At 74.2% G+C, this 21080-nt stretch carries 14 protein-coding genes; 11 read left to right on the top strand and 3 right to left on the bottom strand.

Going from position 1 to position 21080, the window contains the following annotated elements; all coding sequences use genetic code 11:
• Positions 1–71 precede the first annotated feature (71 nt).
• Genes VFG42_RS01170 through VFG42_RS01190 form a run of 5 tightly spaced genes read left to right on the top strand, consistent with a single transcriptional unit; the run spans position 72 to position 6210 of the window.
• Positions 72–1580, top strand: a complete 1509-nt coding sequence (locus VFG42_RS01170; protein ID WP_324904360.1) for a leucyl aminopeptidase family protein — start codon at positions 72–74, stop codon at positions 1578–1580.
• Positions 1577–2728, top strand: a complete 1152-nt coding sequence (locus VFG42_RS01175) for an ArgE/DapE family deacylase (protein WP_324904362.1) — start codon at positions 1577–1579, stop codon at positions 2726–2728. Before VFG42_RS01170 ends, VFG42_RS01175 begins: the two co-directional genes overlap by 4 nt.
• Positions 2712–4178 (top strand): 3-oxoacyl-[acyl-carrier-protein] synthase III C-terminal domain-containing protein, encoded by a 1467-nt coding sequence (locus VFG42_RS01180; RefSeq protein ID WP_324904364.1) that lies wholly within the window; start codon positions 2712–2714, stop codon positions 4176–4178. Before VFG42_RS01175 ends, VFG42_RS01180 begins: the two co-directional genes overlap by 17 nt.
• A gap of 3 nt (positions 4179–4181) precedes the next feature.
• A complete protein-coding gene (locus VFG42_RS01185) occupies positions 4182–5387 on the top strand; it encodes an acetyl-CoA acetyltransferase (RefSeq protein WP_324904366.1) in 1206 nt (401 codons plus the stop codon).
• Between the two features lie 10 nt (positions 5388–5397).
• The gene (locus VFG42_RS01190; RefSeq protein WP_324904368.1) at positions 5398–6210 is read left to right on the top strand and encodes a 3-hydroxyacyl-CoA dehydrogenase family protein; all 813 of its coding nucleotides are present in this window, start codon (positions 5398–5400) and stop codon (positions 6208–6210) included.
• A 9-nt stretch (positions 6211–6219) separates the two neighbouring features.
• Here VFG42_RS01190 and VFG42_RS01195 read toward each other — a convergent pair whose 3' ends face one another.
• Entirely contained in the window at positions 6220–6969 is a 750-nt protein-coding gene (locus VFG42_RS01195) for a FadR/GntR family transcriptional regulator (RefSeq protein WP_324904370.1), read from the bottom strand.
• A gap of 68 nt (positions 6970–7037) precedes the next feature.
• Between VFG42_RS01195 and VFG42_RS01200 the strand changes: the two genes are divergently transcribed.
• Genes VFG42_RS01200 through VFG42_RS01215 form a run of 4 tightly spaced genes read left to right on the top strand, consistent with a single transcriptional unit; the run spans position 7038 to position 10571 of the window.
• Positions 7038–8261 (top strand): diaminopropionate ammonia-lyase, encoded by a 1224-nt coding sequence (locus VFG42_RS01200; RefSeq protein ID WP_324904372.1) that lies wholly within the window; start codon positions 7038–7040, stop codon positions 8259–8261.
• A 5-nt stretch (positions 8262–8266) separates the two neighbouring features.
• On the top strand, positions 8267–9103 hold the full coding sequence (locus VFG42_RS01205; protein WP_324904501.1) for a CoA transferase subunit A: 837 nt from the start codon (positions 8267–8269) through the stop codon (positions 9101–9103).
• Positions 9100–9816: a CoA-transferase subunit beta gene (locus VFG42_RS01210; RefSeq protein WP_324904374.1), complete on the top strand. Its 717-nt coding sequence runs from the start codon at positions 9100–9102 to the stop codon at positions 9814–9816. The genes VFG42_RS01205 and VFG42_RS01210 overlap by 4 nt, the downstream gene beginning before the upstream one ends.
• Positions 9813–10571, top strand: a complete 759-nt coding sequence (locus VFG42_RS01215) for an SDR family NAD(P)-dependent oxidoreductase (protein ID WP_324904377.1) — start codon at positions 9813–9815, stop codon at positions 10569–10571. The genes VFG42_RS01210 and VFG42_RS01215 overlap by 4 nt, the downstream gene beginning before the upstream one ends.
• Here the strand turns inward: VFG42_RS01215 and VFG42_RS01220 are convergent.
• Positions 10519–12648, bottom strand: a complete 2130-nt coding sequence (locus VFG42_RS01220; RefSeq protein ID WP_324904379.1) for an MMPL family transporter — start codon at positions 12646–12648, stop codon at positions 10519–10521. The genes VFG42_RS01215 and VFG42_RS01220 overlap by 53 nt on opposite strands.
• A gap of 213 nt (positions 12649–12861) precedes the next feature.
• Here VFG42_RS01220 and VFG42_RS01225 point away from each other — a divergent pair, with 213 nt between their 5' ends.
• Both VFG42_RS01225 and VFG42_RS01230 read left to right on the top strand, forming a co-directional pair.
• Positions 12862–14649, top strand: coding sequence for a hypothetical protein (locus VFG42_RS01225; RefSeq protein WP_324904381.1), 1788 nt, complete (start codon positions 12862–12864; stop codon positions 14647–14649).
• 54 nt (positions 14650–14703) lie between these two features.
• Positions 14704–17295 (top strand): DEAD/DEAH box helicase, encoded by a 2592-nt coding sequence (locus VFG42_RS01230; protein WP_324904383.1) that lies wholly within the window; start codon positions 14704–14706, stop codon positions 17293–17295.
• Between the two features lie 71 nt (positions 17296–17366).
• Here the strand turns inward: VFG42_RS01230 and VFG42_RS01235 are convergent, their stop codons facing one another.
• Complete coding sequence (locus tag VFG42_RS01235; protein ID WP_324904385.1) at positions 17367–20981, bottom strand: leucine-rich repeat domain-containing protein; 3615 nt, start codon at positions 20979–20981, stop codon at positions 17367–17369.
• Positions 20982–21080: the final 99 nt, after the last annotated feature.

Genomic DNA, 21080 nt, shown 5'->3' on the forward strand with positions numbered 1-21080 from the left:
GACGTGGATCGGCATGGTCGATAAAGTTCAAGCATCTTGATATTTGAACTTCAAGCACTGGAAGGCGCTCGATGATCCGCGAGACGAGCGTGCGCCTGCGTCACGTCGAGGAGGCGCGGATCGACGCCGACGCCGAGCAGGTCGTCGCCTTCACGTGTCCCGGCGATCGTCTCGACCCGGCCTCGGCGCGGATGCTCGAGCGGCTCGGCGTCGCGCCGGGCGAGCTCGAGGCGTCGGGCCTGCTTCCCGCGCGCGTCCACCAGGTCGCGACCGGCCCGCTGCTGGGCGCCGGCCGTCCGCGGCGCGTCGTGCTCGTCGGCCTGGATCCGGAAGCCGGGGCCGTCGCGGCCGTCCGCGACGCGGCGACCATCGCCGGTCGCCACGCCGAGGGCGACGGCCCGATCGCCGTGGCGCTGCCGACGCTCGCCGCGCGGCGACCGGGCGCGACGGAGGCGCTGGTCGAAGGGCTGATCCTCGGTCGCCACCGCTTCGACCGCTACCGCTCCGGCGTCGCGCCCCGGCCCTCCGCGCTGGATCTCCTCGTCGCCGCCGACGTCGCGGAGGACGCGCTGATCGCCGAGGCGCGGCGCGGCGCGATCGTGGCCGACGCCGCCAACTGGGCGCGCGACCTCGCGACGACCGCGCCGGCGGACAAGACGCCGGAGGTGCTGGCCGAGGAGCTGCGCGCGGTCGTGGCCGCGGCCGGCGGGTCGGTCCGCATCTGGAGCGAGCGCGAGCTGGAGGCCGCCGGCTTTCGCGGGGTCCTGGCCGTCGCGTCCGGGAGCCCGGCGCGCCCCGCGATGGTCGAGATCGAGCTGCGCGGCGACGCCTCCCGCGACGCCCACGTCGCGCTCGCCGGCAAGGGCGTGACGTTCGACTCCGGCGGCCTGGACCTCAAGGCCGTGGAGTCCATGTACACCATGAAGCACGACATGGGCGGCGCCGCGGCGGTGGCCGCCGCCGTCTACGCGGCCGGGCGCCTCGCGCTGCCGGTCAACCTCCACGTCGCGCTCCCGCTGGTCGAGAACATGCCGAGCGGGACGGCGCTGCGCCCGGGCGACGTCATCGAGCACTGGAACGGCATGACCAGCGAGGTCGTCAGCCCGGACGCCGAGGGCCGGCTGATCCTCGCCGACGCCATCTCCTACCTCACCACCCGCGCGCCGCGGAGCCTCCTCGCGGTCTCGACGCTCACCGGGACGACCGCGGTCGGCGCCGACCTCTGGGGCGTCTTCTCCGATGCGCACGACCTCGCCGGCGACCTGGTCGAGGCGGGGCGCCGGGCGGGCGAGCCCGGGTGGGCGCTGCCGCTCTGGCGGCCGTACCGCTCCTACCTGGACTCCGCCGTGGCCGACCTGCGGAACACCGGCGAGCGGCTGACCTACTCGGTGGCGGGGATCGTCGCCTCGCTGTTCCTCGCCGAGTTCGTCCCGCCGTCGCTGCCGTGGGCGCACATCGACATCGCCGCGACCGTCGCGCGCACGCGGCTGACGGCCAACGCGGCCTGGCCCGCGGGGGCGACCGGCTCGCCCGCGCGGGCGCTCGTCCGCTGGCTGGAGGCGACGGGGGCGGCGGCATGACCGGGGCGGCCGACGTCGCGGAGGTCGCGGACCTCACCTCGCGGATGGTCGCGATCGACTCCGTGAACCCGGACCTCGTCCCGGGCGCCGCGGGCGAGTCCGAGATGGCGGCGTTCGTCTCCGACCGGCTGCGGGACGCCGGCCTGGAGGTGATGGTCCTCGAGCCCGTCCCCGGACGGCCGAGCGTCGTCGGCATCGCGCGCGGGCGCGGCGGCGGGCGCTCGCTGATGCTCAACGCCCATCTCGACACCGTCGGCGTCGCCGGCATGACGGACCCGCACACGCCCGTCGTCGACGGCGACCGCCTGTACGGGCGCGGCGCCTACGACCCGAAGGGCAGCCTCGCGGCCTGCATGCTCGCGGCCGCCCGCTGCCGCGCCGACGACCTGCGGGGCGACGTGATCGTCGCCGCCGTCGCCGACGAGGAGTACGCCAGCCTCGGGACCCGGACCGTGCTCGAGCACGTGCGCGCCGACTACGCGATCGTGGCCGAGCAGACCGGGCTGGGCCAGGTCTGCGTCGCGCACAAGGGCTTCGCGTGGATGAAGGTGACGACGCGGGGGCGCGCCGCCCACGGCTCGCGCGCGGACCTGGGCGTCGACGCGATCGCGCACATGGGCCACGTCCTGACCGAGCTGGGGGACCTCGGCGAGCGGCTCTCCGATCGCCGCCACCCGCTGCTCGGGCCGGCGACCGTCCACGCGTCGCTGATCGCGGGCGGGCAGGAGCTGTCGAGCTACCCGGCCGGCTGCACGCTGGAGCTGGAGCGGCGGACGCTTCCCGGCGAGTCACGCGCGCGGGTGGAGGACGAGCTGCGGCAGCTCGTCGACCGCTGCCGGCTCCGGCTGCCCGACTTCGAGGCCACCGTCGAGACGTCCCTGTGGCGCACGCCGTTCGAGAGCTCGGCCGAGTCGCCGATCGTCGCCGCCGTGCGGCGGGCGGCCGAGGCCCGGACCGGGACGCGGCCGGAGCCGTTCGGCAAGGCGGGGTGGATGGACTCCGCCCTGCTGGCCGACGCCGGCACGCCGGCGGTCGTGTTCGGGCCCGGAGGAGACGGCGCGCACGCCCTGGTCGAGTGGGTCGACCTCCGCGACGTCGCCGCGTGCGCCGACATCTACCACGAGGTCGCGCGTGCCATCTGCCGTTGACGTCGGAATCGCCGCCTGCGGCGCGTACGTGCCGCGCCTGCGCCTCAGCCGCGCGGAGGTCGCGTCGGCGCAGGCCTGGGTGAACCCCGGACTGCGACCGTTGGCCCGCGCCGAGCGCTCGGTCTGCGGCTGGGACGAGGACGCGATCACGATGGCGGTGGAGGCCGCGCGCGCCACCCTCGCCGATCGCGACCGCGCGACGATCGGGCGCGCCTACCTCGGCTCGACGACCGCGCCCTACGCCGACCGGCTCAACGGCGGCGTCGTCAGCGGCGCCCTCGGGCTGCGGGAGGACGCGGCGGCCTTCGACGTCGGCGGCTCCATGCGGGCGGGCACGAGCGCGCTGCTGGCCGCGTTCGACGCCGCGGCCGCGCGGGAGGACGACGTGCTCTGCGTCGCCGCCGACCGACGCCGCGCGGCCGCCGCCACCCAGCAGGAGCTGGTGATCGGCCACGCCGCCGCGGCGCTGGTCGTCGGCCGCGGTCCGGGGATCGCCCGGCTGCTCGGCCACGCCTCCCTCACGGTGGACTTCGTCGACCACTTCCGCGCGGCCGACCGCGAGTTCGACTATCAGTGGGAGGAGCGCTGGGTCCGCGACGAGGGCTACCTGAAGCTCGTCCCGCGGCTCGTCGGCGACCTGCTGGCCCAGACCGGCGTGGCGGCGCGGGACATCGCGCGCTTCTGCCTTCCGAGCCCGATCCGGCGCGTCGACCAGCAGGTCGCGCGGGCGATCGGGATCGCGGCCGAGCGCGTGTCCGACCCGTTGAGCGACGGCTGCGGCGACAGCGGCGCCGCGCATCCGCTGTTGATGCTCGTCCACGCGCTGGAGTCCGCGCGGGCCGGCGACAAGATCCTCGTCGTGGGCTTCGGCCAGGGCGGCGACGCGATCCTGCTGGAGGCGACCGGCGCGCCCACCGGCGGCGCCGCCGCCGGCGTCACCCGCTGGCTGGATCGCCGAGCCTCGTGCTCGTACCCGCGGTATCTCGCGCTCGACGGGCTGGTCAAGCTGGACCGCGGCATCCGGGCCGAGGCCGACAAGGGCAGCGCGCTCACCGCGGCCTATCGCCATCGCGACTTCCTGCTCTCGCTCACCGGTGGGCGCTGCGACGCGTGCGGCACGCACCAGATCCCGCGCGGCGACATCTGCGTCGACCCGGACTGCCATGCCGTCGGCGCGCTGGCGCCGCACTCGTTCGCCGAGTCGGCGGGCCGCGTCGCCACGTGGTCGGCCGACCGCCTGACGTTCACGCCCGACCCGCCGGCCTACTACGGCACGGTCGACTTCGCCGAGGGCGGACGGTTGTTGATGGACTTCGCCGACGTCGACGAGGGCGCGGTGGACGTCGGCACGCCGATGCGGATGGTGTTCCGGATCAAGGACCGCGACCCCGTGCGCGGGTTCGCACGCTACTTCTGGAAGGCCGCGCCCGTCGCGGCGGAGGAGGCATAGGACATGGCGACCGGCATCCGGGATCGGGTGGTCATCCTCGGCATGGGCTGCTCGCGGTTCGGCGAGCGCTGGGACGCCGACGCCGAGCGGCTGATGGTCGAGGCGTTCGGCGAGGCGCGCGCCGACGCGGGCATCGACGCGAGCGAGATCGACGGCGCCTGGTTCTCCACGTCCCAGGAGGAGACCAGCGTCGGGAAGTCGTCGGTCCCGATGGCGACGGCGCTGCGCCTGGGCTACATCCCCGTCTCGCGTGTCGAGAACCAGTGCGCGTCGGGGACGGAGGCGTTCCGCGCCGCCGTGTACGCGGTCGCGTCCGGCGCCTGCGACATCGCGCTCGCGCTCGGGAGCGAGAAGTTGAAGGACACGGGCTACGGCGGGCTGCCGCAGCGCACGCGCGGGCGCGTCAACGACCTCTACTGGGCCAACGTCTCGACCCCGGGCCTGTTCGCCCAGCTCGCCGCCGCCTACCGGGCCAAGCACCGCGTCCCGGCCGCCGACCTCAAGCGCGCGATGGCCCACATCTCGGTCAAGAGCCATGACAACGGGGCGCTCAACCCCAAGGCCCACCTGCGGCGGCGGATCACGATGGACGCCGTGTTGGAGGCGCCGATCGTCGCCGAGCCGCTCGGCCTGTACGACTGCTGCGGCGTGAGCGACGGCGCGGCGGCGGCGATCGTCACGACGCCCGAGATCGCCCGCGCCCGCGGGCGGCGGGATCTCGTCTCGGTCAAGGCGCTGCAGCTGTCGGTCTCCAACGGCCTGGAGGCCCAGCACCAGTCCTGGGACGGCAGCTACTTCATGACGACCCGCCACGCCGCTCGCCGCGCCTACGCGGAGGCCGGCATCGCGAACCCGCGCGAGCAGCTCAGCCTGATCGAGGTGCACGACTGCTTCTCGATCACCGAGCTCGTCACGCTGGAGGACCTCGGCATCTCGCCCGAGGGCGGGGCGGTCGCGGACGTCCTGGACGGCTTCTACGACGCCGACGGGACCGTGCCGTGCCAGATCGACGGCGGCCTGAAGTGCTTCGGACATCCGATCGGCGCGTCCGGCCTGCGGATGCTCTACGAGCTCTACCTGCAGATGACCGAGCGCGCCGGCGAGCGCCAGATGGCGCGCGAGCCGCGGTTCGGGCTCACCCACAACCTGGGCGGCGCGCCCCACGCGAACGTCTGCAGCATCACGATCCTCGGCCGCCAGGCCGGGTAGGAGGCGAGCGATGTCCGAGCGGCAGGTGGTCGTCATCGGGGCGGGCACGATGGGGCGCGGGATCGCCATGGTCGCCGTCGCGTCCGGCATCTCGACGGTGCTCATGGACGTGGACCGCCGCGCGCTGGAGCGCGCACGGGAGCAGGTCGAGCGCCACGCGCCGGAGGCGGCGCGCGCGCTCACGACCACGACGGTGCTCGAGCAGGCGGTCGGCACGGCCTCGCTGGTCGTGGAGGCGGTGCCGGAGCTGCCGGCGCTCAAGCGGGAGATCTTCGCCCACCTGGAGCGCAGCGCCCCCGCCGACGCGGTGCTGGCCACCAACACCTCCACGATCCCGATCGCGGAGATCGCGCGGGCCTGCGAGCGGCCGGAGCGCGTCGTGGGCCTGCACTTCTTCAACCCGGTCCACCGAATGGCGGTCGTCGAGGTGATCAGCGGCGAGCGGACGCGGGCGTCGGCGACCGAGCGCGCGAACGCCTTCGCGGTCGCGCTGGGCAAGGATCCGATCAACGTGCGCGACAGCCCGGGGTTCGTCGCCAACCGCCTCGGCCTCCTGCTCGGCAACGAGGCCATGCGCATCGTCGAGGAGGGCATCGCGACGCCGGCCGACGTCGACAAGGCGGCCCGGCTCGGCTTCGGGCACCCGATGGGCCCGCTCCAGGTCGCCGATCTCGTCGGCCTCGACGCGCGCCTGAACAACCTGCGCAGCATGCACGCGCTCACCGGTCGCGCCGAGCTCCGGCCGCCGACGATCCTCGAGGAGCTGGTCGGCGAGGGCCGGCTCGGCCGCAAGAGCGGCCGGGGCTTCTACGACTACGGCTAGATGGTTCGGCTACGGCCGGCGGGACGCGAGCCGGCGATCGAACTCCGGAGCCAGCTCCTCGAACTCGCGCAGGTGCTCGTCCATCGCGCGCTCGGCGACGTCGGGGTCGCCCGTGCGCAGGGCGGCGAGCGTGTCGCGGTGCTCCTTGATCGTCCGCTCGGGCACGGCGTAGCGCTCGTCGTAGTCGTCCAGCAGGATGGCGAGCTCCTCGAGGATCTCGCGCTGGAAGAACGCCAGGTGCTGGTTGCGCGACGCCCAGCCGATCCCGTAGTGGAAGAGGTTGTTCGCGCGCGTCCACTCCCGCGGGGTCATGGCGGCGACGAGCATCCTGTTGGCCATCTCCAGCTGCTCGAAGTCGGACTCCGTCGCGTGCTCGGCCGCCAGGCGGGCGAGCGCGATCTCCACCGGCCGCCGGGCCTCGCAGAGCTCGGACAGCGTGCTCGCGCGACGCAGCCGCGAGAGCTTGAGCAGCTCCAGCGGGATGTCGGAGGTCAGGACGACGGTGCCGCCCGTGGCTCCGCGCCGCGGCTCGACGACCTTGGCATCGGCCAGGAGCCGGACGGCCTCGCCGATGGTCGGCTTGCTCACGCCCATGAGCTCCGCGAGCCGCCCGACGGTGGGCAGCCGCTCGCCTTCCGGATAGACGCCGGAAGCGATCGCGTAGACGATCTGATCGGCGACCTCGAGCGCTGAGCGAGACCCCGCTATCGGGCGAAAGACGGTCTCCTGCTCGGTGGGGCGCTGGTGGGAAGAGGTCATGGGTGCGGGGGTCGGGGCGCAGCGTACTCGACCTTGACGAAAGGTAAAAGATCAACTAGATTGATCTTATGACCCTCGATCACGGCCTCGCCCGTGAGAGCCTGTTCCAGGAAGTATCCACGCTTTCCCCGCTCGGACACCGCGCGCTCGAGCGGCGCTCGGGGCGAGCCGGGCGCGGGAGCGCGGACCGTCGCGTCGATGAGCGCGTCTCCGCGTTCCACCGCTCGATCCCCGGCTACGGCCCGACGCGGTTGATCGAGCTCGACGAGATCGGCCGGGAGCTGGGGCTCGAGCGGCTGTGGATGAAGGACGAGACGTCGCGCCTCGGCCTGCCGGCCTTCAAGATCCTGGGCGCCTCCTGGGCGGTGCACCGGGCGCTCTGCCGCCGGCTCGGCCTGCCCGACGGCGACGAGGCCGTCCCGCGAGAGGCCGTGACCGCGCTCCTGGCCGAGCATCCGCCGTGCCGGTTCGTGACCGCGACCGACGGCAACCACGGCCGCGCGGTCGCGCGCGCCGCGGCGGTCTACGGCTGCCGCGCGCACATCCTGGTGCCGGCCGGAACGGCCGCGGCGCGGATCGCCGCGATCGCGGGGGAGGGGGCGACCGTCGAGGTGTGGGACGGCAGCTACGACGACGCCGTCGCGGCCGCGGCGGCGCGGGCCGACCTCGACACGATCGTCCTGCCCGACACCGCGACGGCCGCCGACGAGGTCATCCCGCGCTGGGTCGCCGACGGCTACTCCACGGTCTTCCACGAGATCGATGCCGAGCTGGAGCGGCGCGGCGAGGCGGGGCCGGACCTGGTCATCGTGCAGATCGGCGTCGGCGCGCTGGCCTCGGCCGTCGTCGCGCACTACCGGTCGACGCGCCACAGCGAGCGGGCTCCGCACCTCGTCGGCGTCGAGCCGCTCACCGCCGCCTGCGTCCTGGAGACGGTCGCCGCCGGGCAGGTCGTCGAGGTCCCCGGGCCGCACCCGTCGGTCATGGCGGGGCTGAACGCGGGCCTGCCGTCCCTGACCGCCCTGCCGCTGATCGCCGACGGCATGGACGCGTTCTGCGCCGTCTCCGACGACGCCGCGCGGGAGGCGGTCCGCCTCCTGCGCCGGCACGGCATCGAGGCGGGCGAGACCGGGGCGGCGGGCCTGGCCGGGCTGCTGGCGGTCAAGCGCGAGTTCCCCGCGATCTGCGGAGGCGAGATCGACGACGCGCGGCGCGCCCTGCTGATCCTGACCGAGGGCGTGACCGATCCGGTGACCTACGAGCAGGCGCTGCGGGAGGTGCCGCGGTCGTGACGTTCATGCCGTTGTCCGACGCGATCGCGACGTTCGTCCGCGACGACGCGACGATCGCGCTCGAAGGCTTCTCGCAGCTGATCCCCCACGCGGCCGGCCACGAGCTCATCCGCCAGGGGCGCGGCGACCTGACGCTGATCCGCATGACCCCCGACGTCGTCTACGACCAGCTGATCGGCATGGGCTGCGCGCGCAAGCTGGTCTTCTCGTGGGGCGGCAACCCCGGCGTCGGCTCGCTCCATCGGCTGCGCGACGCGATCGAGAACGGGTGGCCCGGACCGCTCGAGATCGAGGAGCACTCGCACGCCGGGATGGCCGCCGCGTGGGTCGCCGGCGCGTCCGGCCTCCCGTTCGGCGTCCTGCGCGGCTACGACAACGACCTCGCGCCGCGCACGCGCGTGGAGCCCGTCCTGTGCCCGTTCACCGGCGAGCGGCTGGCCGCGGTCCGCGCCCACCGGCCGGACGTCGGCATCGTCCACGCCCAGCGCGCCGACCGCCGGGGCAACGTCCAGATGTGGGGCATCACGGGCGTGCAGAAGGAGACGGCGCTGGCCTCGAAGGCCGCGATCGTCACCGTCGAGGAGGTCGTCGACGAGCTCGACGACCGGCGCGACGCCGTCGTGCTGCCCGCCTGGACCGTCGACGCCGTGGCGGTCGTGCCCGGCGGCGCGCACCCGTCCTACGCCCAGGACTACTCCGAGCGCGACAACCGCTTCTACGTCGCCTGGGCGGAGATCAGCCGCGATCGCGAGCGCTTCCGCGCGTGGATGAAGCGCCACGTGCTCGAGACCGGCGACGCCGCGGAGTACCACGCGAGCCTGCGAGCGGAGGTGGCGGCATGAGCGCCGAAGCCGCGGCGGTCACCGCCGAGGAGATGATGGCGGTCGAGGCGGCGCGCCTCCTGGGCGACGAGGACGTCTGCTTCGTCGGCATCGGGCTCCCCAGCCTCGCGGCGAACCTGGCGCGCGAGACCCACGCGCCGGGCTGCGTGCTGATCTACGAGAGCGGGCCGATCGGCGCCAAGCCGACGCGCATGCCCCTGTCGATCGCCGACGGCGAGCTGGCCGCCACGGCGGACGCGCTGGTCAGCGTGCCCGAGATGTTCGCCTACTGGCTGCAGGCCGGCCGGATCGACACCGGCTTCCTCGGCGCGGCGCAGATCGACCGCCACGGGAACCTCAACAGCACGGTCATCGGCGACTACGACCGGCCGGCCGTGCGCCTCCCGGGGGCGGGCGGGGCGCCCGAGATCGCGGTCGGCGTCCGCGACGTCTGCGTGATCCTGCGCCAGTCGCCCCGGTCGTTCGTCGATCGCCTGGACTTCACGACCACGCCCGGCGACCACGTCCGCACGGTCTTCACGGACCTGGGCGTCCTGCGCAAGGTCGAGGGCGAGCTTCAGCTCGTCCAGGTGCACCCCGGCGTGGCGGTCGAGGACGTGCGGGCCGCCACCGGCTGGGAGCTCGTCGTCAGCGACGACCTCACCGTGACGCGACCGCCGACCGCCGAGGAGCTCGCCACGCTGCGCCGGCTGCGGGCGGAGTCCCAGCGGTGAACGTCGAGGGCGCCGCGGCGCTGGTCACCGGCGGCGCCTCGGGCCTCGGACGGGCGACCGCGCGACGGCTCGTGGAGCACGGCGCCGACGTGGTCATCGTGGACCTGCCGGGCTCGTCGGGCGAAGCGGTGGCCGCCGCGCTCGGCGCCCGCTTCGTGGCGGCCGACGTCACGAGCGAGGAGCAGATGGCCGCGGCCGTCGCGGTCGCCGCCGAGCGCGCGCCGCTGCGCGCGCTCGTCCACTGCGCCGGGCGCGGCGGCCCGCTGCGCCTGCTCGACCGGGACGGCACGCCCGGCTCGCTCGCGCGCTACACGGAGATCGTCACCACCAACTTGATCGGGACGTTCAACGTGCTGCGCCTGGCCGCGGCGCGGATGGCGGGCAACGCGCCGCTCGACGGCGACCGCGGCGCCTGCGTGCTGACGGCGTCCGTGGCCGCCTACGAGGGCCAGATCGGTCAGATCCCCTACGCGTCGGCGAAGGCGGGGATCAAGGGCATGACGTTGGTCGCGGCGCGCGATCTCGCCGGTCGGCAGATCCGCGTCTGCACGATCGCGCCCGGGACGTTCGACACGCCGCTGCTCGCTCGCCTGCCCGACCCGGTGCGGGACTCGCTCGCCGCGTCGGTGCCCCATCCCCGGCGGCTGGGCGATCCGGCCGAGTACGCCGCGCTCGCGCTGCACGTCCTGGAGAACCCGATGCTCAACGGCGAGACGATCCGGCTGGACGGCGCCATCCGAATGGCGCCGCGCTGACGCGACGGGGCAGCCACCAGCTCCGGTCGCCGAGGAGCTTCATGCAGGCCGGCAGCAGGACGCCGCGGACGATCGTGGCGTCGAGCGCGACGGCGACGGCGAGGCCGACCCCCATCTGCTTGAGCGGCACGCTGTCCAAGGTGCCGAAGAGGGCGAACACGCCGACCATGACCAGCGCGGCGCTGGTGATCACGCCGGCGGTGCTCTCGATCCCGTGCGCCACGGCGTCCTCCGTGCTCATGCCGCGGTCGTAGGCCTCGCGCACGCGGCTGAGGACGAACACGTGGTAGTCCATCGACAGGCCGAAGAGCACGACGAACAGGAACAGCGGCAGCCAGGCGACGACGAAGCCGTCGCGATCCTGGAGCACCGCGACCAGCACGCCGTAGGCGGCCCCGACGCTCAGGAGGTTCAGCAGGATGGCCTTGATCGGGATCACCAGCGAGCGGAACGTCACGAGCAGCAGCAGGAACGCCGCGCTGAGCACGAAGGCGAAGACGATCGGGGTGCTGTGCTCCAGGCTCGCGTTGAAGTCCGCGGTCCGCGCGGCGAACCCGTCGACGCGCACGGTCGCCCCGCTCTGCCCGAGCGTCGCCGCGCTGGTCCGGCGGAGGGTCGCGAGCCCGCGCTCGGACGTCGCGTCGGCGCCGTCGCCCGCGGAGGGGATCGACAGCCGGGCCAGCGACCGGTCGGCGCTGACCTCGGTCGTGACCGGCCCGGGGAACAGGTCTCGATGGCGGGCGATCGCGGCCTGGAAGCGACGCTCGGCGCGCGTGACGGCGGGCGCGGTGACGTCGTGGGCCTGGAGGACGACGTAGGCCGGCGCGTTCTGGGCCGGGAACGCGGCGCGCAGGTGGTCGGTCGCGCGCACGGCGGGGATCGACCGCGACAGGGAGCCGCTGTCCGGCAGCGAGAGCTTCATCCCCAGCGCCGGGAAGGCGAGCGCGAGCAGCACGGCCACGGCGGCGGTGGCGGAGAGCGCCGGCCGGCGCAGGACGGCGTCGACGATCGAGGCCCACAGGTCGCGCTCGCGCGTGAGGCGCCCGACGAGCGGGACGCGGCCCTTCTCGACCCGGTCGCCGAGCGCCGACAGCGTGGCGGGCAGGACCGACAGCGAGCCGAGCACGGACACCGCGACGACGAGGATGGTGCCGGTGGCCAGCGAGGTGAACGTCGGCGAGCCCGCGAGGTACATGCCGGCCATGGCGATCATCACCGTGAGCCCCGACACGAGCACCGCGTGCCCGGAGGTCGCCGCCGCCGCCTCGATCGCCGCGGCGTTCGAGCGTCCCGCGGCGCGCTCCTCGCGCACCCGCTTGAGGTAGAAGAGCGAGTAGTCGACGCCGACCGCGAGGCCGATCAGCAGGACCACGTTGCCGATCGTCTGGTCGACCGGCAGCACCTGGCTGAGCGGGCCGACGAGGCCGAGCGTCGCGGCGACGCCGGTGAACGCGAGCAGGAGCGGGAGGCCGGCGGCGACGAGCGCGCCGAAGGCGAGCAGCAGGATCGCGAGCGTCAGCGGCAGCGACGTCGTCTCGGCCTTGCCGAGGTTCCGCTCGAAGCTCCGCTCGATGCCGTGCTGCAGGCTCGCGTCGCCGGCCTCCTCGATCCGGAACCCCGGATGCGCCTTCGCGGCGGCGGCCACCGCGGCGAGCGGCGCCTCGACACGGGTCTTGGCCCGCGTCTCGTCGCCGGGGATCGTGAAGCTCACGAGCGTCGTGTGGCGGTCGCGGGAGATCGGCCCGCGACGGACGTCGCGCAGGCCGGGGAGGGCGTGCAGCCGCCGCACGACGTCGGCGGTGACGCGGTCGAAGACGGGCGTGTCGGCCGTCAGGCGGGAGCTGTGGACGACCACGTTCTCCTTCGCGCTCTGCGGGAGCGCCGCCGCGGCGGCGCGGGCGGCATGGCCGGACTCGCCGACGCCCGCCTGGCTGCTGGTCAGCGTGTTCTGGCCGACCGCGCCGCCGATGACGATGGCGGCGACGACGAAGGCCAGCCAGCCGAGGATGGCGGTCTTGCGGTGGCGAGCGCTCCAACGCCCGGCGCGGGCGGCGAAGCCGGAGGACGGATGCTGCACGGGAGACTCCTGTCGGGTTGCGAACGGCACAGCGGCAGCGTCCACCCGCGGCCCTCGCGCGGCATCGGGCCGGCACCCTGACATCGCACCCTGATCCCGACCGCGCGGCCGCCGCGCCCCCGGGCGAGCCCGGCCGGCCGATCGACCAGGAAGAGGCGACTTCGAGACCAAGGTGACACTGTGGGATCGTCGCCCGCGCGCGACGGTCCCGGGGTGCGCATCTCCCTCTCGCTCCCCACCGCCACCGCCACCGCCGCGCTGACCGCGGCCTCCGCGCTCGCGCTGCCCGGCGTCGCCGGCGCCGCCACCTCGGCCGTCACCGCGCCGGCCGACGGCGCGACCTTCGTCTACGACAACGACACGCACCCGGGCGTGGTCGCCGCGGTCGACGGCACCGCGACCGGCGCGTCCCAGGTCGACCTGCGCTGCGCCGACCGCCGGGCGGGGACCTGGTCGTTCTCCGGCGTCCTGGCCGGCGGCGGCGCCCTCGACGCGAGCGGCGGCGGCTTCCACGCCACGAACGTCACGCTGCCCCCGCAGCAGCAGAACTGCCTGCTGGTCGCGCTGCCCACCGGGCAGGCGGTGCCGACCACGCCCGCCGGCTACGCCGGCCCGCGCCTGCGCGTGCTCGACACCCTGCTGCAGGGCACGGGGCTGCAGGACGCCAACGGCGGCGTCAACCAAGGCAAGCGCTATGACTTCTTCGCGCTGGCCAACGGCGCCGAGGGCGACGCGGACTGGTCGTCGGCGGCCGACGGCGGCGTCGAGGACATGTACCTGCTGGCGCCCGCGCCGGAGGAGGCCGGACGCGTCTTCGCGGGCGCCGACGCGATCCCGCGGACCGACCCGGCCACCGGCCCCGACCCGACGAGCACCGCGACCGGCATCGTCGTCGACGCCACCAACGCCTACCTCGGGCCGACGTGGGAGCAGGCGATCACGCCGTCGATGCAGTTCGTGTTCAACAACCTGACGCCGTTCCCGACGGTGACGGCGACGTCCTCGCAGGCGCCGGACGGCGCGCTGGTCACCGACGAGCACGACCTGATCGTCCAGTGCACGGGCGCCGACCCCAACTACTTCTCGCCGGCCGGCTTCACGTGCCCGCCGCTGAAGGACGCGGGCGTCGCGCTGGACCTGCGGACGTCGCTGTCGCCCAGCGGCCATGTCGTCACGCGCAGATGGACCTTCAGCGCGACCGACCACCAGGCGCACACGGTGAGCCTGGTGCTCGCCAACCGCGCGTCGCTGACGTCGCCGGCGCGCACGTGGCGCTTCCCGGGGGAGCCGGGCTACGCGCCGCACGTCACGGGCGACGCGGTCGCGCCGCCGGCCACCGCGCCGTGGACGACGCGCTTCCACGCCGAGGGCGCGCCGGACGGCGACACGAGCACCGGGGTCGGCGCGATCACGTCCAGCGTCGCGCCGGCCGGGATCCGGTTCATCCTCGCGCGCGGGTACACGGCGACCTACGCGCTGCACGTGCCCGCGACGGGGACGACCGAGCTGACCAACGTGCTGATGGCCGAGGCCACGCAGGCGGCGCTGGAGCAGGACATCAAGAACGCCGAGGGCGGCGGTGGGACGCCGCCGACCGGCGGCGGGGACGTCCCGGCCGGCGGTGGCGGGGACGCCCCGGCGGGCGGTGGGACGCCGCCGGCCGGGGGCGGCACGCCACTCGCCATCGCGCCCAAGCCCAAGGCCAAGGCGCTGCCCGCGGCGAGCGCCGTGATCGGCCTGCCGTCCGCGCGGACCTGCGTCAGCCGCCGCCGGATCACGCTGCACCTGCGCGCGCCGGCCGGCACGAAGATCGCGCGCCTGACCGTGAAGGTCGCCCACCGCAAGGCCACGCACCCCAAGGTCCGCGGCACGGCGCCGATCGTCCTGGCCGGCCTGCCCAAGGGCACCTACGCCGTGGCGGTCACGGTCGCGTTCGCCGACGGCCGCGACCTCACGCTGCGCCGCGTCTACCGGACCTGCGCGCCCAAGCGCCGGCGCTGAGGCCGCGCGGGCGGGCCGCGCGCGAGCGGCGGCAGCTAGCGTCCAAGGCGACCGATGACGCTCGCCGACGCGCTTCCCGACCCGCCCAGCCCCGATGGCCTCTACGACGCGTTCGCCGCCTGGGCCTCCGAGGAGGGCCTGAGCCTCTACCCGCACCAGGAGGAGGCGGCGATCGAGCTGTTCAGCGACAACAACGTCGTGCTGGCCACGCCGACGGGCTCCGGGAAGTCGATGGTCGCGATCGCCGCGCACTTCGCCGCGCTGGCCCAGCGGCGGCGGACGTTCTACACGGCGCCGATCAAGGCGCTGGTGTCGGAGAAGTTCTTCGCGTTGTGCGAGGTCTTCGGCGCGGAGCGGGTCGGGATGCTCACGGGGGACGCGTCGGTCAACGCCGACGCCCCGATCATCTGCTGCACGGCCGAGGTGCTGGCCAACATCGCGCTGCGCGAGGGGGCGGGCGCGGACGTCGGCCAGGTCGTGATGGACGAGTTCCACTTCTACGCCGACGGCCAGCGCGGCTGGGCCTGGCAGGTGCCGCTGCTGTCCCTGCCGCAGGCCCAGTTCCTGCTGATGTCGGCGACGCTCGGCGACGTCCGCGAGATCGCCACCGACCTGACGCGGCGCACCGGCCGCGAGACCGCGATCGTCGACGACGCGCGGCGGCCCGTGCCGCTGACCTACTCGTGGTCGCTGGACCCGCTGCACGAGAAGCTGGAGGAGCTGGTCGCGATCGACCAGGCGCCGATCTACGTGGTGCACTTCACGCAGGCCTCGGCGCTGGAGCGCGCGCAGTCGCTGCTGTCGGCCAAGCTGTGCAGCCGCGAGGAGCGCGACGCGATCGCCGCGACGATCGGCGCGTTCCGCTTCACGGCCGGGTTCGGCAAGACGCTGTCGAAGCTCGTCCGCGGCGGCATCGGCGTCCACCACGCCGGGATGCTGCCGCGCTACCGGCGCCTCGTCGAGCAGCTCGCGCAGACCGGGTTGTTGAAGGTGATCTGCGGGACCGACACGCTCGGCGTCGGCATCAACGTCCCGATCCGCACGGTCGTCTTCACCGGCCTGGCCAAGTACGACGGCGCGCGTCACCGGCTGCTGAAGGCGCGCGAGTTCCACCAGATCGCGGGACGCGCCGGGCGCGCCGGGTTCGACACCTCCGGCTACGTCGTGGTGCAGGCGCCCGAGCACGTGATCGAGCGGACGCGCGCGCTGGCCAAGGCGGGCGACGACCCCAAGAAGCGCCGCAAGGTCCAGACGCGCAAGGCGCCCGAGGGCGAGGTGAGCTGGACCGAGGAGACGTTCGAGCGCCTGCGCGACGCGGTCCCCGAGCCGCTCGTCTCGCGGATGCGCGTGAACCACGCGATGATCCTCAACGTCGTCAACCAGCCGGGCGACGCGGTCGCGACGATGCGCGCGTTGATGGAGGACAACCACGAGGACGAGCGCGGCCGGCGCCGCCTCTCCGAGCAGGCCCAGGCGCTGGGGACCGAGCTGCTGGACGCCGGCGTGGTCGAGTGGCTGTCCGAGCCCGACGAGCACGGCCGCACGCTGCGGCTGGCGGTCGACCTGCAGGAGAACTTCGCGCTCAACCAGCCGCTGGCGTCGTTCGCGCTCGTCGCGTTCGAGCTGCTCGACCCCGAGGCCGAGACGTTCTCGCTCGACGTCCTCTCGGTCGTCGAGGCGATCCTCGACGACCCGTTCCCCGTCCTCGCCGCCCAGGCGTTCAAGGCCCGCGGCGAGGCGGTCGCCGAGATGAAGGCCGAGGGGATCGACTACGACGAGCGGATGGAGCTGCTGGAGGAGGTCACCTACCCCAAGCCGCTGGACGAGCCGCTGCGCGCCGCGCTGGACGTGTTCCGCGAGACGCACCCGTGGGTCCGCGACTCCGACCTCTCGCCGAAGTCGGTCGTGCGCGACATGTACGAGTGGGGGCGGACGTTCACCGAGCTGATCGCCCACTACGGCCTGTCGCGCTCCGAGGGCCTCGTGCTGCGCTACCTCAGCAACGCCTACCGGGCGCTGCGCCAGACGGTGCCCGAGCCGATCCGGACCGCGGAGCTGGACGAGATCATCGACTGGCTGGGCGAGACCGTGCGCCAGACCGACTCGAGCCTGCTGGACGAGTGGGAGGCGCTCACCGATCCCGAGGCCGTCGCCCGGGCGGCGGAGGCGATCGCGGACGGCGGCCCACCCGCCCCGCCGCCGCCCCGGCCGATCACCGCCAACGAGCGCGCGTTCACGGTCATGGTCCGCAACGCGATGTTCCAGAAGGTCGCGCTGGCCGCGCGCGACCGCTACGACGCGCTGGCCGAGCTGGACGCCGCGGCGGGCGCGCTGACCGACCCGCCCACGCGCGCCACGATGACCGCGGCCGCCTGGGAGGACGCGCTGGGCGCCTACTGGGACGAGCACGAGTCGATGGGCTCGGGCCCGGGCGCCCGCTCGCCGCGGCTGCTGATGATCGACCGCGACGGCGGCCGCGGCGCCGACGACGGGCGGCGCGTCTGGACCGCCCGCCAGATCGTCGACGACCCCGAGGGCCACCACGACTTCGCGATCGTGGCGACGGTCGACCTCGACGCCTCCGACGCCGCGGGCGAGCCGGTGGTCCACACGCGGTCGTTCTCGTCGGCGGCGTTCCCGGCCTGAGGCGGCCGGGAGAACGGCGACGGCCGCCGCGCCGCCCCGGAGGGCGACGCGACGGCCGGGGGCCGCGAGTGCTACAGGTCGATCGGGTAGATGGTGGTCTTCTTGCCCGTCGTCACGCGCAGGCGGTAGGACCCCTTCGCGATCGAGCGCCTCGCCTTCAGCCGGCCGACCGTGCCCGACGCGTAGGTCTTGCCCAGCCGGGTCAGCGTCGCGCGGGCGCGCGAGCCGGCGGCGGTCGTCTTGCACGTGATGCTGGTCTTGCCGACCTTGCCCACGCGCTTGACCGTGCAGGTGACCTTCGACGCGGGGCCCTTGGGGCCGGTGGCGCCCTTGGGGCCCTGGGCGCCGGTCGCGCCCTGGGCGCCCGCCGGACCCTGGGCGCCGGCGGCGCCCTGCGGGCCGGTCGCGCCGGTCGCGCCCGGAGCGCCGTCGGCGCCCGCGTCGCCCTGCGGCCCCCGCGGACCCGCCGCGCCGTCCGCGCCGTCCGCGCCATCCGCGCCGTCGGCCCCGCGCGGCAGGTCGGTCGACGCGCCGGTCAGCGTGACCGTGCTGCGGCCGTCCTCCACGTCGCTGGCGACCACGAGCGTGGCGGTGGACGTCGTGCGCGCACGCGACGGGGCGAACCGCACGCGCACCGTGCACGACTCGGCGGGCTGGAGCGTCGTCCGCGAGCAGCGGTCGTTGCTGAGCAGGAAGTCCTCCGCCGACGCGTCGTCGGAGTCCTCGGTGAACAGCGGCCCGACGTGCACCGGGTTGGCGCCGACGTTGGAGAACGTCACCGTCTTGGCCGCCCCGATCGTCTGCGCCGGCTGGGCGCCGAAGGCACCCGGGTCGCTCAGCGTCACCGCCGTGCCCATCGGGCCCGACAGCTCGACCACGTCGGTGCGGGCCTTGCCCAGCTCGCCGGCCTTCTTGTTCTCGGTGGAGCCGCCGTAGAGCTTGTCGTAGCCCTGGTCCATGATCAGGCGGACCGGCGCGCCCTGCGTGAGGTGGTCGGGCACCTCGCCGATGCCCTCCCAGACGCCGGCGTTGTCGCTGTACATCGGCTCGACGTCGGTCGGGATCGACGTGGTGAGCTGCTGGGGCGGCGTGGCCGCCTCGCCGTTCCACGCCCACAGGTGCTGCGTCGGCGCCGCCTTGTAGGTGCCGGCCGGGGCGCTGAGGATCAGGTACTCGTCGTTGGCGTTCTTGCGGATCTCGCGGATGCTCTCGCCGTGCAGGTCGAGCAGGATCGGATCGCCGAACGTCGCCTTGGTGGCCGTCCCGCCGGTCAGGGCCTCGAGGTTCGTGACCGGCACGATCAGCGCCTTGCCCCCGGCCACGGCCGGCGCGACCGGGGCTCGGAAGCCGAGGTACAGCTCCCGGTCGTCGGGCGAGAGCTCGACGCCCTCGAGGTCGAAGCCCGCGAAGGCCTGCGGCAGCCCGGTCTGGGCGGCGGCGAAGCCGAACCGGTCGTCGTTGGCCTGGTCCCAGGCGATCAGGTCGGTGCGCAGGTTCTTGTACACCACGCCGACCGACGTCAGCTTGGCGTTGGCGCCCGTCCCGGTCAGCCGCGTCTCGTAGATCTGGTCGCGCGACGTCTGGAGCTTGCCGTCCTTGTCGTTGCCGTGGCTCCCGAACCACCAGATCCGGTCGCCCTTGCGCGCCGCCGCCTCGTAGTCGCGCTCGCCGGAGATCCCGCCGGCGGGCAGGAACTGCGCGACCTCGCGGCCCGACCTCGTCGAGTCATACAACCTGATCGCCGACTTCTCGTCGTCGCCGACCATCCAGTAGCCGTCGCCGACCGCGATCGCCGTCGACGCGTCGCTGGAGCCGATCAGCACCCGGCTCGTCGGCGTGGTCGCCACCGAGGCCTGGTAGACGAACTGCATCTTGCTGACGAGGCCGGTGGTGCCGGTCACGGCCAGCGTGACGATCGCGTCGCCGTTGAGGTCGGTGACGTGATCGGGCGTGACCGACACCGTGCGCTGCGCGCCGGTGCCCGTGACCTTGACGCCGTCGAGCGAGACCGGGTCGTGGCCGTTGCTGTAGTAGCTCACCGAGTCGACGGTCACCTGCAGCCGCGAGGGGTCGACGAGCTTCTTGTTGGCGTCCAGCTGCGCGACGTAGATCGGCAGCGTCGGGTTGGTGGGGTCGCCGACGACCCCGACCTGCGCCGGAGCGTTGGCGTAGTTGTTGGCGCCGCCGAAGCCGGTGGCGCCGTCCAGGGACTGGATGACCGGCTGGTCGTCGGCGGCCGCCGTCACGATCGCCGTCGGGGTCGAGGTGCTCGTCTGGCCGTTGTCCTGGCAGGTGACCCGCACCGACAGGCGGTGGCCGAGGTCGGTGGCCGACACCATGTAGCCGGGCTGGTCGCCCGGGCTGCCCATGACCGACACCTCGCTGACGACGGTGTCCAGCGACGCGAAGTGCGGCATGCCCTGCACCGGCGTGCCGTCGCGCAGCCACTGCGCGGTGGAGGAGACGCAGCCGCTGCCGATCGCGGTCCCGAGGTCGGCGACCTGCAGGGGCTTGCCGACCTGCGCGGTGCCGGAGACGTGGGGCCCGGTGTCGTCGAGCGGGTCGTAGGGCGCGTCGCTGAAGAGGACCGTCCACGACGGGGTGACGGTCACGCTGGGCAGCGTCGCGTCGGTGAGCGTGAGGGTGCCCGTGGCCGCGTCGTAGGCGCCGGCCGTCGAGGGCGAGACCGCCGGGGTCAGGGTGCCGTCGGCCGGCTTGAGCGCGACCTGCACGCCGCCGTCGGCGTACTCGCCGGCGTAGACCGTCTGGGTCTGGGAGCGCGTCGACGTCGGCGGCTTGGGCCAGCCGCGGAACGCGGAGAAGTCCGCGATGCGGTTGCTCTGCAGCAGGATGCCGGTGACCAGCGTCGCGGCGCTGCCCAGCAGGCCGCCGTCGAGGCCCAGCGGGGCCAGCGGCGAGGCGTCGGAGATCCGGTTGTAGCCGAGGTCCAGCTTGCGCAGGACGGTCGCGTCGAGCTTGTCGGGCAGCGTGCTGACGTCGAGGATCAGGTCGTGGTTCAGCGTCAGCGTCACCATCGCCTTCATCTGGGGCAGCCGGCTGATGTCGCGGATCTGGTTGGTGCCGAGGTTCAGCGTCGTCAGGTGCGTCAGGCCGGACAGCGGCGCGACGTCGCCGATCTGGTTGTTGTTGACGTCCAGCGACGTCAGGCCCGTCAGGCCCGACAGCGGCGCGAGGTCGCTGATCTGGTTGCTGGAGAACGTCAGCGTCGTCAGGCCCGTGAGGCCGGACAGCGGCGCGAGGTCGCTCACCGTCCCGTAGCCGGAGGTGAGCGTCCTGAGCTTGGTCAGCCCGCTGAGCGGCGTCAGGTCGGTGAACGTGTTGGTCGGCTGGCCGCCCGCCGGGGAGGGGAGCGCCAGCGACGTGAGGTTCGTGAGCGCCTGGGCGCCGGTGAGGTCGGCGACCGGGCTCGGGAAGCTCGTGCTCGCGATGGCCGTGACGGTCGCGGCCTCGTCCTCGGTGACGTCCTGGGTGGTCGCGCGGCCGGCGCCGAGCGTCTTGTTGATCGCGGCCTTGAGGCTCGCGTCGGGGATGGTGACGGGGTCGGTTCCGGCCGCGTGCGCGGCGGGAGCGTGGGCGGCGGCGGCGAGCGCCAGCGCGGCCAGCGGCAGAGCGATCAGCGTGCGCCACGTCCGTGGCGTACCCCGATCGATGAGCGACAGGGACAACAACTGCTCCTTCGACGGATGGTGCCGTGCGCACGTTCCTGGCGCGCGGCCTGGGACGTGCATCGTCGATCCGCCGACCGGCGCCGGGGTCAACGTTCG

The sequence above is a fragment of the Baekduia sp. genome (assembly GCF_035685985.1).
Classification (GTDB): domain Bacteria; phylum Actinomycetota; class Thermoleophilia; order Solirubrobacterales; family Solirubrobacteraceae; genus Baekduia.

Coding starts and splice junctions, on each gene's coding strand:
- VFG42_RS01170 (WP_324904360.1), top strand. CDS start 72: ATGATCCGCGAGACGAGCGTGCGCCTGCGTCACGTCGAGGAGGCGCGG.
- VFG42_RS01175 (WP_324904362.1), top strand. CDS start 1,577: ATGACCGGGGCGGCCGACGTCGCGGAGGTCGCGGACCTCACCTCGCGG.
- VFG42_RS01185 (WP_324904366.1), top strand. CDS start 4,182: ATGGCGACCGGCATCCGGGATCGGGTGGTCATCCTCGGCATGGGCTGC.
- VFG42_RS01190 (WP_324904368.1), top strand. CDS start 5,398: ATGTCCGAGCGGCAGGTGGTCGTCATCGGGGCGGGCACGATGGGGCGC.
- VFG42_RS01195 (WP_324904370.1), bottom strand. CDS start 6,969: ATGACCTCTTCCCACCAGCGCCCCACCGAGCAGGAGACCGTCTTTCGC.
- VFG42_RS01200 (WP_324904372.1), top strand. CDS start 7,038: ATGACCCTCGATCACGGCCTCGCCCGTGAGAGCCTGTTCCAGGAAGTA.
- VFG42_RS01205 (WP_324904501.1), top strand. CDS start 8,267: ATGCCGTTGTCCGACGCGATCGCGACGTTCGTCCGCGACGACGCGACG.
- VFG42_RS01210 (WP_324904374.1), top strand. CDS start 9,100: ATGAGCGCCGAAGCCGCGGCGGTCACCGCCGAGGAGATGATGGCGGTC.
- VFG42_RS01230 (WP_324904383.1), top strand. CDS start 14,704: ATGACGCTCGCCGACGCGCTTCCCGACCCGCCCAGCCCCGATGGCCTC.